The sequence below is a fragment of the Streptomyces sp. NEAU-174 genome (genome assembly GCF_052665095.1).
Genome location: NZ_JBQTCE010000002.1, coordinates 843,387 through 859,109, shown reverse-complemented (window position 1 = coordinate 859,109; position 15,723 = coordinate 843,387). Strand labels below are relative to the sequence as shown.

General features: G+C 72.1%; 8 protein-coding genes and 1 pseudogene (1 of these 9 cut by a window edge). 7 read left to right on the top strand and 2 right to left on the bottom strand.

Annotation, left to right across the window (positions count from 1 at the left end; genetic code table 11):
• Window positions 1-11 precede the first annotated feature (11 nt).
• From dpgB to ACT2CW_RS08365, 4 genes and pseudogenes are all read left to right on the top strand, one after another.
• Window positions 12-671: an enoyl-CoA-hydratase DpgB gene (gene dpgB, locus ACT2CW_RS08380; RefSeq protein WP_164436432.1), complete on the top strand. Its 660-nt coding sequence runs from the start codon at window positions 12-14 to the stop codon at window positions 669-671.
• Entirely contained in the window at window positions 668-1,951 is a 1,284-nt protein-coding gene (gene dpgC / locus ACT2CW_RS08375; protein ID WP_445516096.1) for a (3,5-dihydroxyphenyl)acetyl-CoA 1,2-dioxygenase DpgC, read from the top strand. The genes dpgB and dpgC overlap by 4 nt, the downstream gene beginning before the upstream one ends.
• 59 nt (window positions 1,952-2,010) lie before the next feature.
• A complete protein-coding gene (locus tag ACT2CW_RS08370; RefSeq protein WP_445516236.1) occupies window positions 2,011-3,507 on the top strand; it encodes an FAD-dependent oxidoreductase in 1,497 nt (498 codons plus the stop codon).
• Between the two features lie 2 nt (window positions 3,508-3,509).
• Window positions 3,510-4,301, top strand: a pseudogene (locus tag ACT2CW_RS08365) (alpha/beta fold hydrolase); the annotation flags it as partial.
• Here ACT2CW_RS08365 and ACT2CW_RS08360 read toward each other — a convergent pair.
• The gene (locus tag ACT2CW_RS08360; RefSeq protein ID WP_445516095.1) at window positions 4,300-5,691 is read right to left on the bottom strand and encodes a sensor histidine kinase; all 1,392 of its coding nucleotides are present in this window, start codon (window positions 5,689-5,691) and stop codon (window positions 4,300-4,302) included. The pseudogene ACT2CW_RS08365 and the gene ACT2CW_RS08360 overlap by 2 nt on opposite strands.
• 8 nt (window positions 5,692-5,699) lie before the next feature.
• On the bottom strand, window positions 5,700-6,353 hold the full coding sequence (locus tag ACT2CW_RS08355; protein WP_182469554.1) for a response regulator transcription factor: 654 nt from the start codon (window positions 6,351-6,353) through the stop codon (window positions 5,700-5,702).
• 221 nt (window positions 6,354-6,574) lie between these two features.
• On the opposite strand from ACT2CW_RS08355, the gene ACT2CW_RS08350 reads away from it, so the two are divergent.
• The 3 genes from ACT2CW_RS08350 to ACT2CW_RS08340 all read left to right on the top strand — a co-directional run.
• Window positions 6,575-6,781 (top strand): MbtH family protein, encoded by a 207-nt coding sequence (locus ACT2CW_RS08350; RefSeq protein ID WP_020866836.1) that lies wholly within the window; start codon window positions 6,575-6,577, stop codon window positions 6,779-6,781.
• Window positions 6,782-6,835: 54 nt separating this feature from the next.
• On the top strand, window positions 6,836-8,935 hold the full coding sequence (locus ACT2CW_RS08345) for an ABC transporter ATP-binding protein (RefSeq protein ID WP_445516235.1): 2,100 nt from the start codon (window positions 6,836-6,838) through the stop codon (window positions 8,933-8,935).
• A 63-nt stretch (window positions 8,936-8,998) separates the two neighbouring features.
• Window positions 8,999-15,723 carry the 5' portion of an amino acid adenylation domain-containing protein gene (locus ACT2CW_RS08340; protein ID WP_445516094.1) on the top strand. It continues 4,126 nt past the right edge of the window, so the window shows 6,725 of its 10,851 coding nt (coding positions 1-6,725); it begins with the start codon at window positions 8,999-9,001; its stop codon lies off the right edge, out of view.

The following is a 15,723-nucleotide window of genomic DNA, read 5'->3' as shown; positions in this document are numbered from 1 at the left end:
CGGAGGGTGGCATGGAAGAACTGCTGACCGTGACGGTGGACGGCGCCGAGCCGCCGACCGCCGCGACCGTGCACGCCGTACAGGCCGTGTGCGACACGGCCGAGGACCGCCCCGGCCGCGGAGTCGTCGCCGTGCAGGTCGGTGGGGCCCCGGCGGCGGGCTGGACCGGCGACCTCGATGTGATGCGCGTCAGCAAGTGGGAGCGGACGCTGCGCCGACTGGAGCGGCTGCCCCGGGCCACCGTCGCGGTGGCCTCGGGCGACTGCGGCGGCGCGGCCCTGGACGCCTTCCTCGTCTGCGACGTCCGGGTGGTCACCCCGGGCACCCGGCTGCTCGTCCACGGCGACGCCACGGCGACCTGGCCCGGTATGGCCGGCTACCGGCTCGTCCAGCTGGCCGGACCCGCGCGGGTCCGCCGGGCGCTGCTGTTCGGCGTGCCCATCGAGGCGCCCGAGGCGCTCGCGCTCGGCGTGGCCGACGAGCTGGCCGACGACCCGGCCGGTGCGGTCGCGGCCGTCGCCGGGCTGGCCAGCGGGCTGGCCGGAAAGGAGGTGGCGATCCGCAGGCAGCTGCTCTTCGACGCCGCGACGACCAGCTTCGAGGACGCCCTCGGCCCCCATCTGGCCGCCTGTGACCGGGTGTTGCGGCGGCCCGCGGTGGAGGCGTCATGACCGTCCCGCTCTGGCCGGAGCTGCGGCAGGCGGCCCACCGCGTCGACGAACTGGTGGCGAAACTGCCCGAACCCGGCGCCCGGGGACCTGAGGAGCGGGCCGAGCTCGCCGCGGCCAAGGACACCGCCCGGGCGCTGCGGACGCGCTATCTGCACACCCACGCCGGTGCCGTCTACGACCACCTCACCAGCGGCGGCGCCGACGAGCTCCGCATCGCCGAACTCGTCGGCGCCGCCGCGGACGCCTTCCCCGCGCTGCTGCCCACGGCCGGGCAGCTCGCGGCCGACCGTGCCCGGCGGCAGGCGGACAAGGAGGGGTACGAGATCGACCAGGGCATCTTCCTGCGCGCCGTGCTGGGCTCGCCCCGGTCCGGTCCGCATCTGCTCGACGCGATGCTGCGGCCGACGCCACGGGCGCTGCGGCTGCTGCCGGAGTTCACCAGGACCGGTGTCCTCGAGACGGCGTCGGTACGGATGGAGCGGCGCGACGGCGCGGCGTATCTGACGATGTGCCGGGACGACTGCCTGAACGCCGAGGACGAGCAGCAGGTCGACGACATGGAGACCGCCGTCGACCTCGCGCTGCTCGACCCGGAGGTGAGGGTCGGGGTGGTGCGCGGCGGCCCGATGAGCCACCCCCGCTACCGGGGCCGGCGGGTGTTCAGCGCGGGCATCAACCTCAAGCGCCTGCACGCCGGGGCCATTTCGCTGGTCGGCTTTCTGCTCCGCCGCGAGCTGGGCTATCTCCACAAGCTGGTCAGGGGAGTGCGCACGGACACCGCGCCCTGGCACTCCCCGACGGTCGAAAAGCCGTGGGTCGCGGCCGTCGAGACGTTCGCCATCGGCGGCGGCACCCAGCTGCTGCTCGTCTTCGACCATGTGCTCGCCGCGTCGGACGCCTGGCTCAGCCTGCCCGCGGCGCGGGAGGGCATCGTGCCGGGGGCCGCGAACTTCCGGCTCGGCCGGCACACCGGACCGCGGATCTCCCGGCAGGTCATCCTTCAGGGCCGCCGGATCCGGGCCACCGAACCCGACGCCCGGCTGCTGATCGACGAGGTGGTCGAGCCGGAGGAGATGGACACGGCCGTGGCCGGCGCCGTGGCGCGGCTCGGCGGCCCGGCGGTCGTACCCAACCGGCGGATGCTGGGCGGGGCCGAGGAGCCGGTCGAGGAGTTCCGCCGCTATATGGCCGAGTTCGCGCTCCAGCAGGCGCTGCGCCTGTACGGCGAGGACGTCATCGGCAAGGTCGGCCGGTTCGCGGGGCGGGGGCGGGGCGCATGACCGCGGCCGCGCCCGGCGCGCTACGAGAAGAGCAACGACGCCAGGAGGGGGAAGCAATGATGAGTGAGGGTCGTCAGGAGCAGGAGTACGACGTCGTGGTGGTCGGGGGCGGTCCGGGTGGGTCGACGCTGGCCGCGCTCGTCGCCATGCGGGGCCACCGGGTCCTGATCCTTGAGAAGGAGACGTTTCCGCGGTATCAGATCGGCGAGTCGCTGCTGCCGTCCACGATCCACGGCGTCTGCCGGATGACCGGGGTGGCGGAGAAGCTGGCCGCGGCCGGGTTCACCCCGAAGAAGGGCGGCACGTTCCGCTGGGGTGCCAACGCCGAGCCGTGGACGTTCTCCTTCTCGGTGTCCCCGAAGATCGCGGGGGCCACTTCGCACGCGTACCAGGTCGAGCGCTCGAAGTTCGACAACATCCTGCTGGAGCACGCGGTGGAGAAGGGCGCCGAGGTGCGCTTCCGGGTCTCGGTCACCGATGTGATTGAGGACGGCGACCGGGTCAGCGGCGTGCGGTACACCGACGCGGACGGCACCGAGCACGAGGTGCGCGCCCGCTACGTCGTGGACGCGTCGGGCAACGGCAGCCGGCTGCACAAGCGGGTGGGCGGCACCCGGGAGTACTCGCAGTTCTTCCGCAGCCTCGCGCTGTTCGGCTACTTCGAGGGCGGCAAGCGGCTGCCCGCCCCCAACTCGGGCAACATCCTGTCCGCGGCGTTCGAGAGCGGCTGGTTCTGGTACATCCCGCTCACCCCGGACCTCACCAGCGTCGGCGCGGTCGTCCGCCGGGAGAACGCCGACAAGATCCAGGGCGATCCGGAGCGTGCCCTGCTGGCGCTCATCGACGAATGCCCGCTGATCAAGGAGTATCTGTCGGACGCCACCCGGGTGACGGAGGGCCAGTACGGCCAGCTGCGGGTGCGCAAGGACTACTCGTACCACCAGACCACGTTCTGGCGGCCCGGGCTCGTGCTCATCGGCGACGCCGCCTGCTTCGTCGACCCGGTCTTCTCCTCCGGCGTCCACCTGGCCACCTACAGCGCCCTGCTGGCGGCCCGCTCGATCAGCAGCAGCCTGGCCGGGATCGTCTCGGAGGAGGCGGCGTTCACCGAGTTCGAGGCCCGCTACCGCCGAGAGTACGGCGTCTTCTACGAGTTCCTGATGTCCTTCTACGACATGCACGTGGACGAGAACTCCTACTTCTGGTCGGCCAAGAAGGTCACCCGCAACCAGCACACCGAGCTGGAGTCGTTCGTCGAACTCGTGGCGGGCGTGTCGTCCTCGGAGTTCGACCTCGACGGGGCCGAGTCGGCCGCGCTGCGGATGAAGTCCAAGTCGGCGGAGTTCGTCTCCGCCATCGACGAGATGTCCGCCGACGCGGAGGGGAACATGACGCCGCTGTTCCGCTCCTCCGCGGTGCGCCAGGCGATGCAGGAGGGCGCTCAGGTGCAGAGCCGCGCCTTCCTCGGCGAGGACCTCGGCCCCGATGTGCCGATGTTCCCCGGCGGGCTCATCACCTCCGACGACGGCATGCTCTGGCAGCCGGGGCCGGCCTGACGATGCCTGTCGTCCGGATCAACGGGATCCAGCTCAACTACGAGGAGCACGGTGCGGGGGACCCGGTCGTCATGGTGACCGGCACCGGGGCCCCCGGCCGGATGTGGCGCACCCACCAGGTGCCCGCGCTCAAGGCGGCCGGCTTCAGGGTGATCACCGTGGACAACCGCGGGATCCCGCCGAGCGATCCCTGCGCCGAGGGCTTCACCCTCGACGACATGGCGGCGGACATCGCGGGCCTCATCGAGCACCTCGGCGCGGGTCCGTGCCGGGTCGTGGGCTTCTCCCTGGGCGGCATCATCGTCCAGGAGCTGATCCTGGCCCGGCCCGAACTCGTCCGGTCGGCCGTGCTGATGGCGACCAGCGGCCGGGCCGACACCTTCGCCACCGCCCAGGCGATCGCCGAGATGGACCTGGCCGACAGCGGGGTCAAGCTGCCGCCCCGCTACGCCGCCTATGTCAACGCGTTGCAGAGCCTGTCCCCGCAGACCCTGGCCGATGAGCAACGGCTGCGCGACTGGCTGGACATCTTCGAGTTCTCCGCCGTCGACCTGGCCTCGGTCCGCGGCCAGCTCGGCCTCCAGCTGATCCCCAACCGGCTGCCCGCGTACGCGGCCATCCGCTGCCCGTGCCTGGTCCTGGGCTTCGAGCACGACCTGATCGTACGGCCACAGCTCACCCGGGAGGTCGCCGACGCCATCCCGGGCGCCCGCTACACCGAGATCCCCGGCTGCGGCCACTACGGCTATCTGGAGAAGCCGGCCGCGGTGAACGCCGCGCTCGTCGACTTCTTCACCGCTCCCCTCGCCGCTGCGGTGGCGGTCCCGGGCGGTGGGCCACTGGCGGTCCCGGGCGGTGAGCGGGTGACGGTTCCCGCTGGTGGCCGGGTGCCTGCCGGTGGTCCGTTGCCGGTCCCGGCCGGTGGACCGGCGGGTGCGGAAAGCCGACCGTGAAGACGAGGCCCCCCTCCGGGCGGGCCTCCACGGCGAGCGTGGCGTCATGCGCCACCGCGATGGCCTGCACGATCGACAGCCCAAGGCCCAGGCCGTCCTTGTTGGTCCGCGGGTCGCCGAGCCGTTGGAACGGCTGGAACATCTGGTCCAGCGCGCTCGGTGGCACCACCGGACCGGAGTTGGCCACGGTCAGGACCGCCCGGCCGGGCTCGTCCGCCGTGGCCACCTCCACCCAGCCGTACGGCTCGTTGTGCCGCAGCGCGTTGTCCACCAGGTTGATGACGAGCCGTTCGGCCAGCGGCCGGTGGCCCGCCGCGACCGTGGCCGCCGGCGCACAGCGCAGCGTGACCCGCCGCTGCTCCGCGTCCGTCCGCCGGGCCGCCACGACCTCCCGCGCCAGCCGGTCCAGGTCGAACGGCCTGCGCACCTCGATCCCCGCGTGGCTACGGGCCAGGGTCAGCAGCGCCTCGATCATGCGCTCCTGCTGGGCGCCCGCAGCGAGGATCCGCTCATGCGCCGCGCGCAGCGACGCCACGTCCGCGTCGGGGTCCGACAGGGCGAGCTGCCCCAGGGTCCGCTGCCGGGCGAGGGGAGTGCGCAGCTCATGCGAGGCGTTGGCGACGAACCGGCGCTGTGCCTCGAACGAGGTCTCCAGCCGGCCGAGCAGACCGTCGAACGTGTCGCCCAGCTCCTTGAGTTCATCGCTCGGGCCATCGAGGGCGAGGCGCTGATGCAGGCTGGTCGCCGAGATCTCCCGGGCGGCGCCGATGACCGTGCGCAGCGGGCGCAGTATCCGCCCCGAGACCACCCAGCCCAGCGCGATCGAGATGACCGACATCAGCCCGAGCGCGATCGCGGACTGCACCAGCAGGTCGTGCAGCATGGCGTCCCGCTGGAGCTCCATGATCTCCCGCGCCGCGGCCGGGAGGACGTCGCGGGTGCTCTCCCCGATGCGCCCCCGCGGCGGCGGCACCGGCGGGGAGTGGGCGTCGGTCTCGCCCGTCCGCGGCCCACCGCCGTCCGGTGCGGGCTGCCCGCCGGACAGCGAACCGCCGCCCGCGCCCAGCACCAGCAGATACGTGATCGTCAGCAGCGCCGCCCCGGAGAGCAGGAACAGCGCCCCGTACAGCAGCGTCAGCTTCAGCCTGACCGTGCGCCGGGGCAGGGCTGAATGCGCGAGCCGGGCGGTGAGCCGGGACAGCGGAGACATCAGCCGCGACAGCGAAGGCATCGGCGGCCTCAGATCCGGTAGCCGCGCTTGGCGACGGTCTCGATCACCGGCGGTTCGCCCAGCTTGGCCCGCAGCCTGCTGATGGTGATCTTCACGGCGCTGGTGAACGGATCGGCCGCCTCGTCCCACACCCGCTCCAGCAGCTCCTCCGCCGAGACCGCCCGCCCCTTGGCCGACAGCAGCAGCTCCAGCACGCCGAACTCCTTGGGCGCCAGCTCCAGCGGCCGGCCCGCCCGGGCCGCCTTGCGGCGCGCCGTGTCCACCACCAGGTCGCCGTGGTGCACCACCGGCGGCACGGCCGGGTGCGCCCGCCGGGCCAGCGCGCCGATCCGCGCGATCAGCACCGGGAAGTCGAACGGCTTCGCCAGATAGTCATCGGCCCCCAGATTGAGCCCGTCGACCAGATCCTCCGCCGAGGCCGCCGCGGTCAGCATCAACACCCTGCTGCGGCAGCCGGACGCGATCAGCTCGGCGCAGATCTCATCGCCGTGCATCCCCGGCAGATCCCGGTCCAGCACGATCACGTCGTAGTCACTGAGCAGCGCCCGCTCAAGGCCGCCCGCCCCGTCGAACGCCACATCGACGGCCATCTGCGCCCGCCGTAAGCCGACGGCCACCGCCTGCGCCATTTCCTGGTCGTCCTCCACCACGAGCACGCGCACCCGCTCCCCCTCCTCGGTCTGTCCAACCGGCCTGCTCGGCCCTGCCCCCTGGACAACGAGATCCAGAATGCCCCGGCTCCGGTTTCCGCGGGGTTTCACCCGTTGTCCAAGTGCAGAGAATACGCGGTTGGACGCCACTTCAATAGTCGACCTTGCCGCTCCCGATGGGCCCTCGTTACCTTGAATTCCGGCCCGCTCCAGGGAAGTTGGAAGGAGTGAAGATGACCAATCCGTTCGACGACGAAAACGGTTCCTTTCTGGTCCTGCTGAACGACGAGGGCCAGTATTCGCTGTGGCCCGCCTTTGCCGAGGTGCCGGCCGGCTGGCGCGTCGTATTCGGCGAGGACGCCCGCAAGAACTGCCTGGACTACATCGAGGAGAACTGGCGCGACATGCGCCCCAAGAGCCTCATCGACCAGCTCACATAGGTCGGACCGACCCAAGCCGAGGAGAGCGTCGTGTCCATAGGCGGCCCAGGGCCGATGATGATTCGCGCGGTGGGCCCCGACCCATCCGTGACCAAGCAGAAAATAAAAGCCGGGACCGCGAAACGGATAGTTCCGTATACCCGGCCGTACCGCGTCAGCATCTGTCTGCTGCTGCTCATGACCGTGGCGAACGCCGCCATTGTGGTGGCCGTCCCCATCCTCTTCAAATACCTCATCGACAATGGCATCGCCGAACATGATTCCGATGTCGTCGTGGGTATCGCCGTGGCGGTCGGCGGACTGGCGGTCCTCGGCGCGCTGCTGGGGTTCGGCGAGGCGTGGTACTCGGCCCGGGTCAGCGAAGGGCTCGTCTACGAACTGCGCACCAAGGTCTTCGACCATGTGCAGCGCCAGCCGCTGGCGTTCTTCACCCGGGCCCAGACCGGCGCCCTGGTCAGCCGGCTCAACGCGGACGTGGTCGGGGCCCAGCAGGCCCTGACGTCACTGCTGTCCACGGTCGTCTCGGCCGCGCTCACCCTGCTGTTCGTCCTCATCACGATGTTCTACCTGTCCTGGGTGATCACCCTGATCTCCCTGGTGGTGCTGCCCTTCTTCATCCTCCCCGGCAAGGTCGTCGGGCGCCGGCTCCAGCGGCTCATGCGCTCCCAGATGGAGCAGAACGCCGAAATGGGCGCGCTGATGAACGAGCGGTTCAACGTGACCGGCGCGCTGCTGGCCAAGCTGTACGGGCGGCCCAGCCGCGAGCTGCGCCAGTTCACCAAGCTGGCCGGCAAGGTCCGCGACCTCGGCGTCCTGACCGCCGTCAACGGCAAGCTGCTCTTCCTGTCGATGGTCCTCCTCAGCGCGCTCGCCACCGCCGTGGTCTACGGCGTCGGCGGCCGCCTCGTCATCGACGACGCCTTCGAGATCGGCACCCTGGTGGCCCTGGCCACCCTGCTCACCCGGCTCTTCGGCCCCATCAACCAGCTCTCCAGCGCCCAGGCCAACGTGGTCACCGCGCTCGTCAGCTTCGACCGGCTCTTCGAGATCCTCGACCTCAAGCCGCTCATCTCCGAGAAGCCCGACGCGATCGCCCTGCCCCGCGACGGCGCGCCCGAAATCGTCTTCGACGGCGTCTCGTTCTCGTACCCGGCCGCCGCGGACGTCTCGCTCGCCTCCCTCGAATCGATCGCCCTCCCGCGGTCGGAGCGCACCAGGAACGACTGGACCCTGCGTGAGCTGAGCTTCCGGCTGCCCGCCGGGAAGCTCACCGCCCTCGTCGGCCCCTCGGGCGCCGGCAAGACCACCATCACCCATCTCGTGCCGCGGCTGTACGACCCCGGCGAGGGCACCGTCAGCATCGACGGACACGACCTCCGGGACCTCACGCTGGAGTCCCTCTACGACACCATCGGCGTCGTCACCCAGGATGCCTACCTCTTCCACGCCACCATCGGCGACAACCTCCGCTACGCCCGTCCGGAGGCCACCGAGCAGGAGATGGTCGACGCCTGTAAGGCCGCCCAGATCTGGGGCCTGATCGAGTCCCTGCCCGACGGCTTCGACACCGTCGTCGGCGACCGCGGCTACCGGCTCTCCGGCGGCGAGAAACAGCGCATCGCCATGGCCCGGCTGCTGCTCAAGGCGCCGCCGGTCGTCGTCCTCGACGAGGCCACGGCACACCTCGACTCCGAGTCCGAGGCCGCGCTGCAACGGGCGCTGGAGACCGCGCTCGCGGGGCGCACCTCGCTGGTGATCGCCCACCGGCTGTCCACGATCCGCGACGCCGACCAGATCCTCGTGATCGACGGCGGCCGGGTGCGGGAGAGCGGCACCCACGAGGAACTCCTCGCCCTGGGTGGGCTCTACGCGGAGCTGTACCGCACGCAGTTCGCGGGGCGTGGGGGGCCGGGTGGGCAGGAGGCGTCGCCCAACGGGCAGGGGCCGGTGCCGCCCCATGGCCATGGGCCGGTGGGCAATGGGCATGGGCCGGGGCCCCATGGTCATGCGCCGGTCGGGCCTCCTCCTGGGCCGTATCCGGCGGGCCCGGGGGGCGGTCCGTTCCCGGGGCCGGGTCCCGCGCCGTTCCCGGGGCCGGGGCCTCATCCGGGCATGCGGGCGATGCCCGGCGGTCCGCCGCCCGGACATGGCTGAGCACGGCTGAGCACACGTAACGCCGACCACCGCCATCGCGTACCGCAGCAGAGGGAGACATCCATGCATGGCACGACCGAATCCTGGCGACCGCTGGGCGAGTTGTTCGACGCCCAGGTGGCCGAGTCGCCGGACGCGGTGGCGGTGATCGGCGCGGACGGTCTGGAGTGGTCGTACGCGGAGCTGGGGGCGCGGGCGGACCGAGTCGCCGGGGCGCTGGCCGCACATGGGGTCCGGCGCGGTGACCTCGTGGCGGTGGTGCTGGACCGGTCCGCCGAACTGGTGGCGGTGTGGCTGGGGGTGGCGAAGGCCGGGGCGGGGTTCGTTCCGGTGGATCCGGCGTATCCGGCCGAGCGGATCGCATGGATGGTCCAGGACGCCGGGCCGGTGCTCGCGGTGTGCTCGGAGGAGACGCGGGCCTTGGTGCCGGCCGGGGTGGAGTGCCTGGTCCGGGATCCGGCCGCGGAGGGTGAAGCGGCGCCCCCGGTGTCCGTGGATGCCGATGACGTGGCGTATGTGATCTACACGTCGGGCTCGACCGGCCGTCCCAAGGGTGTGCTCGTGACGCATCGTGGCATCGGCAACCTGGCGGCCGCGCAGATCGAGCGGTTCGCGGTGGGCGCCGATGCGCGGGTGCTCCAACTGGCGTCGTTGAGCTTCGACGCCGCGGTGTCCGAGATCTGCATGGCGTTGCTTTCGGGTGCCGCGTTGGTGATGGCGGACGCGGACAGGCTGCCACCGCAGGGGTCGTTGAGCGGGACGGTGGCGGAGTACGGCGTCACGCACGCGACCGTCCCCCCGTCGGTGCTGGCGACGGTGGAGGAGCTGCCGGAGAGCCTGCGGACGCTGGTGGTGGCGGGTGAGGTGTGCCCGCCATCGCTGGTGGAGCGGTGGGCGCCGGGCCGTCGGATGATCAATGCGTACGGGCCGACCGAGGTCACCGTGTGCGCCACGATGAGCGCGCCTCTGGAGCCGTCCGGACCGGTGCCGATCGGCGGGCCCATCGCCAACACACGGGTGTTTGTGCTGGATGAGCGCCTGCGGCCGGTGCCCGATGGCGTGCTGGGCGAGCTGTACGTCGCGGGGCCGGGGCTCGCCCGGGGCTATCTGCGCCGCCCGGGGCTGACGGCGGAACGGTTCGTGGCCTGCCCGTTCACGGACGGGCGGATGTATCGCACGGGCGACCTCGCCCGGCGGACGGCCGACGGTGAGCTGGTCTTCGGTGGCCGGGCCGATGAGCAGGTCAAGGTGCGCGGTTTCCGGGTGGAGCCGGGTGAGATCGAGGCCGTTCTCGCCGGGCACCGGAGTGTCGGCCACGTCGCCGTGGTCGTACGGGAGGACCGCCCCGGGGACCGGCGGCTCGTCGCCTACGTCGTCCCTGACGAGGATGTGGACACCGGCGGGCTGCGGGAGTACGTGGCCGAGCGGCTGCCGGAGTACATGGTGCCCACCGCGGTCGTCGCTCTGGATGCGCTCCCGGTCACGGTGAACGGCAAGCTGGACCGCGCCGCCCTCCCCGCCCCCGACTTCACCGACGCCGCCGAGGGCCGTGGTCCGCGGACGCCCACCGAAGAGGTGCTGTGCAGGCTCTATGGCGAGATCCTCGGCCTGGAGCGGGTCAGCGCGGAGGCATCCTTCTTCGAGCTCGGCGGCGATTCGATTCTGACCATGCTGCTGGTGTCGGTGGCCCGGCGCGCCGGGCTGGTGATCGCCCCGTACCAGGTGTTCGAGCTCGCCACCCCGGCCCGCCTCGCCGACATCGCCGAACCGCTGGACGAGAGCGCCGCGACAGGTGACCGGGCGCGGGGCGCCGGACACCTGCCGCTCTCCCCGGCCATGCACGAACTGCTGGACCACGAAGGACTTCAGGGGCCCGCGAGACCCGAGAGGGCCGCGGGATTCCGGTCGGCCGTGCTGGACGTCCCGGCCGGGCTCGACCTGGACGACATCGCCCGTGCGCTACAGGCCGTCGTCGATCGCCACGACATGCTGCGGGCCCGGCTGGAGACCACGCCGGAGCGGCGGCTGACCGTACCCCCGGCGGGCTCGGTGTCCGTCCGCCCGTGGACGCGGCGGGTGGCCACGGCAGGCATGGACGCCGATCGGCTCCAGCGGCTGCTCGCCGCCGAGTCGGCGGAGGCCGGGCGGCGGCTGGACCGGCGGGCCGGGGTGATGGCCCGGACCGTGTGGTGCGACAGCGGGCCGGACGCGCCCGGGCGGCTGCTCGTCGTGGCGGACCGACTGGTGGTCGACGCGATGTCCTGGCGGATCCTGCTGGAGGATCTGGCCGCCGCGATCGCGGGGCGGGAGATCGCGCCGGTCCCGACGTCGTTCCGCCACTGGACACGGGCATTGGCCACGCAGGCCGACAGCGCCCAACGGCGTGCGGAGCTGCCCGCCTGGACCGAACTCCTCGCCGCCGGTGACCCGTTGCTCACCACCCGGCCCGCCGACCCGGCCCGTGACGCGAACGCCCCGGTGCGGTGCGCCTCCGTACGCATCCCGGCCGACACCACGGCGGCGGTGCTGACTGCCCTGCCGGACGCGTTCCACACCGGCGCCGAGACCGTCCTGCTGACCGGGCTGACCGTGGCCCTCGCCGCCTGGCGCGACGGCCAGGACCGGGCCGGTGGCTTCCTCGTGGACGTAGCGGTGCCGGACCACGGACGTGCCGCCCTGGGCAGCGGCGCCGATCTCTCCCGCACCGTGGGTTCGTTCGCCCACCGGCACCCCGTACGGCTCGACACCGGGGCCCTCGACCTCGCGGAGATCCGCCTCGGCGGGCCTGCCGCGGGCCGGGCCGTGCAGCAGATCAAGGAGCGGCTGCGGGCCGTCCCCGGCGATGGACTCGGCTACGGCCTGCTGCGCCACCTCAACCCCGAGACCGCCGCCACGCTCGCCGCCCTGCCCGCCCCGCGGCTCGGCTTCACCGCCCCGGGCGACGACGACCGGCCGCCCACCCACCCGCTCGAAGCGGCGGCCGGCCTCGACGGAACCGAACTGGTCCTCAGCCTGGACTGGCCGGAGCCCCTCCTCACCGAACCGGCCGTCCGGCGCCTGCTCGAAGCGTGGGCGGAGACGCTGTCCGGCCTCGCCGCACACACCGGCGGTGGCCATACGCCATCCGACTTCCCGCTGATGGCACTCGACCAGGCCCAGATCGAGGAGCTCGAGGCCGAGGTGGCGGGCGGCGTGGTCGATGTACTGCCGCTGTCACCCCTCCAGGAGGGCCTGCTCTTCCACGCGATGTTCGACGAGCGGGAGCGGGACATCTATGTGGAACAGAAGGTCCTGGAGCTCGAAGGGCCCCTGGACGTAGGGAAGTTGCGCGCCACCTGGCAGGCGCTCGTCGAACGGCACGGCAGCCTGCGCACCGGCTTCCGCCGCCTGGTCGGCGTGGACGAACCCGTCCAGGTGATCGCCCGCCACGTCACCCTGCCCTGGCGCGAGGTGGACCTGTCGCACCTCGGCGCCGAGGCGGCGCGGGACCGGGCGGACCGCCTGGAGAGCGCGGAACGGGCCCGCCGCTTCGACCTCACCGCCCCGCCCCTGGCACGGATCCTGCTGGTGAAGACCGGCCCCGACCGCCACCGCATGGTCGTGACCCTGCACCACATCGTGCTCGACGGCTGGTCGCTGCGGATCCTCATCCGCGAGCTGTGGGCCGCTTACGCCCCCGGCGGCGACATCCGCGCACTGGCGCCGACCACGCCCTACGGCGAGTATCTGGCCTGGCTGCGCCGCCAGAACCGGGACGCGGCGCGCGCCGCCTGGCAGCGGGCGCTGGATGGCGTGTCCGAACCGACGACGGTCGCCGCGCTCGATCCGAACGCCGAACCCGTCCTCACCCGCAAGGTCCTCGCCGAGACCGACGACCATCTGGCCGGTGCGCTGCGAGAGCTCGCCCGAGGCCACGGCGTCACGCTGAACACCGTGCTCCAGGTGGCCTGGGCCCAGGTCGTCGGCAAGCTCACCGGCCGCGTCGATGTGGTGTTCGGCGCCGCGGTGGCCGGCCGCCCGCCGGAGCTGGCGGGGATGGCGGACATGCTGGGGCTCTTCATCAACACGATCCCCGTACGGGTCCGGCTGCGCCCGGCAGACTCCATCGCCCATCTGCTCCGCGCGGTGCAGGCCCAGCAGTCGGCGCTGCTGGGCCACCAGCACCTCGGCCTCAAGGAGATCCAGCGCCTGGCCGGACCTGGCGCCACCTTCGACACCCTGATGGCCTTCGAGAACTTCCACGCGGGCGAGACCGGCCCGGCCGCCCCGCTGCGACTGACGGACAGCACGACCCGGATGGCCACCACTTTCCCGCTGACGCTGGGAGTGGACCCGGCGGACGAGCTGACGTTCTGGCTGGACTACCGCCCGGACGCGTTCGACGAGGACGCCGCCCGGGGCGTGGTACGGCGGCTGGTCCGGGTGCTGGAGCAGATGGCGGCGGATCCGGCGCGGCGGGTGAGCGAGATCGAGCTGCTGGGGTGTGGGGAGCGGGCGCGGGTGGTGGAGGGGTGGAACGCCACTGACCGGGTTGCGCCGGTGGGGCCGTTGGGTGAGTTGTTCGATGCGCGGGCTGAGCTGTCGCCGGGTGCGGTGGCGGTGGTGGGTGCGGGTGGTGAGGAGTGGTCGTACGCGGAGTTGGGGGATCGGTCGGATCGGGTGGCGGGGGTGTTGGCTGCGCGGGGTGTGGGGCGCGGTGACTTGGTTGCTGTGGTGTTGGAGCGGTCGGTGGATGTGGTGGCGGTGTTGTTGGGGGTGGTGAAGGCGGGGGCGGGGTTTGTGCCGGTGGATCCGGCGTATCCGGTGGAGCGGATTGGGTGGATGGTCGAGGATGCCGGGCCGGTGCTGGTGGTGTGCTCGGAGGGGACTCGGGGGTTGGTTCCGGACGGGGTGGAGTGCTTGGTGTGGGATGCGTCGGATGTGGTGGCGGAGTCCGCTCCGGTGGTTTCGGTGGGTGTCGATGATGTGGCGTATGTGATCTATACGTCGGGGTCGACGGGGCGGCCGAAGGGTGTGGCGGTGACGCATCGTGGCCTGGGGAATTTGGCTGCTGCGCAGATCGAGCGGTTTGCGGTGGGTGCTGATGCGCGGGTGTTGCAGTTGGCGTCGTTGAGCTTTGACGCCGCGGTGTCGGAGATGTGTATGGCGTTGTTTTCGGGTGGCGCGTTGGTGATGGCGGGTGTGGACAGGTTGCCGCCGCGGGGGTCGTTGAGTGAGGTGGTGGCGGAGTTCGGTGTGACGCATGTGACGGTGCCGCCGTCGGTGCTGGCGACGGTGGAGGAGTTGCCGGGGAGTCTGCGGACGCTGGTGGTGGCGGGTGAGGTGTGTCCGCCGTCGTTGGTGGAGCGGTGGGCGTCGGGGCGGCGGATGGTCAATGCGTACGGGCCGACCGAGGTCACGGTCTGCGCGACGATGAGTGGGCTCCTGGAACCGTCCGGGCCGGTGCCGATCGGCGGGCCCATCGCCAACACACGGGTGTTCGTACTCGACGAGTTTCTGCGGCCCGTGCCCGAAGGTGTGGCGGGCGAGCTGTACGTCGCGGGCCCGGGGCTCGCGCGGGGCTACCTCGGCCGCCCCGGGCTGACGGCGGAACGCTTCGTGGCGTGTCCCTTCACGGGCGGGCGGATGTATCGCACCGGTGACCTCGCCACATGGACGGCGGATGGTGAGCTGATCTTCGGTGGGCGCGCGGACGACCAGGTCAAAGTGCGTGGTTTCCGGGTGGAGCCGCGTGAGATCGAGGCGGTTCTCGCCGGGCATCGGACTGTCGGCCAGGTCGCCGTGGTCGTACGGGAGGACCGCCCCGGCGACAAGCGGCTCGTGGCGTACGTGGTCCCCGATGGGGATGTGGATACTGCGGGGTTGCGGGAGTACGTGGCCGAGCGGCTGCCGGACCACATGGTCCCCGCTGCCGTCGTCGCCCTGGACGCGCTCCCGGTCACGGTGAACGGCAAACTGGACCGGGCCGCCCTCCCCGCCCCCGACTTCACCGACGCCGGCGGGCGCGGTCCCGCCACGCCGACCGAGGAGATCCTCTGCGGCCTGTACCGCGAGGTTCTCGGGCTGGAACGAGTGGGCGCCGAGGTGTCGTTCTTCACCATCGGTGGCGACTCGATCCTCGCGATGAAGCTCATCGCCCGGATCGGCGCCGTCCTCGACACCGAGCTCAACATCGGCGAGCTGTTCGCCGCCCCCACGGTGGCCGGAGTCGCCCGCCTCGTCGCGGCGGCGGGAGGTACGGCCGCCCGGCCCCCGCTGACGCCGCGGCCGAGGCCGGAGGCGCTGCCGCTCTCGTACGCCCAGCGGCGCATGTGGTTCCTCAACCGGCTCGAGGAGACCAACCCGGGGGCCGGAGCGGTCTACAACCTGCCGCTGGCCCTTCGGCTGACCGGAGAGCTGGATGTCACCGCGCTGGAGGCCGCGCTGGGCGATGTGGCCGACCGGCACGAGAGCCTGCGCACGTTGTTTCCCGAGACCGATGGCGAGCCGCGCCAGCGGGTGCTGGAGGGCGAGGCGGGCCGACCGCGACTCGTCGTCGTGGAGACCAGCGAGGAACTCCTCGCGGCCGAGCTCGGTTTGCACGCCGACCGTGGCTTTGATGTGACCGTCGATCTGCCGTGGCGGGCACGGCTGTTGAAGACGGGACCGTCGGAGTGTGTGCTGCTGATCGTCGCGCATCACATCGCCGTCGACGGCTGGTCGATGGGTGTGCTGGCGCGGGACCTGGGGGCGGCGTATGCGGCCCGGCGGGCGGGCGGCGCGCCGGGGTGGGAGCCGCTGCCGGTGCA

Excerpts from the sequence above, each read along its gene's own strand:
- dpgB (WP_164436432.1), top strand. The coding sequence starts at position 12 with ATGGAAGAACTGCTGACCGTGACGGTGGACGGCGCCGAGCCGCCGACC.
- ACT2CW_RS08370 (WP_445516236.1), top strand. The coding sequence starts at position 2,011 with ATGAGTGAGGGTCGTCAGGAGCAGGAGTACGACGTCGTGGTGGTCGGG.
- ACT2CW_RS08345 (WP_445516235.1), top strand. The coding sequence starts at position 6,836 with ATGATGATTCGCGCGGTGGGCCCCGACCCATCCGTGACCAAGCAGAAA.
- ACT2CW_RS08360 (WP_445516095.1), bottom strand. The coding sequence starts at position 5,691 with ATGCCTTCGCTGTCGCGGCTGATGTCTCCGCTGTCCCGGCTCACCGCC.
- dpgC (WP_445516096.1), top strand. The coding sequence starts at position 668 with ATGACCGTCCCGCTCTGGCCGGAGCTGCGGCAGGCGGCCCACCGCGTC.
- ACT2CW_RS08350 (WP_020866836.1), top strand. The coding sequence starts at position 6,575 with ATGACCAATCCGTTCGACGACGAAAACGGTTCCTTTCTGGTCCTGCTG.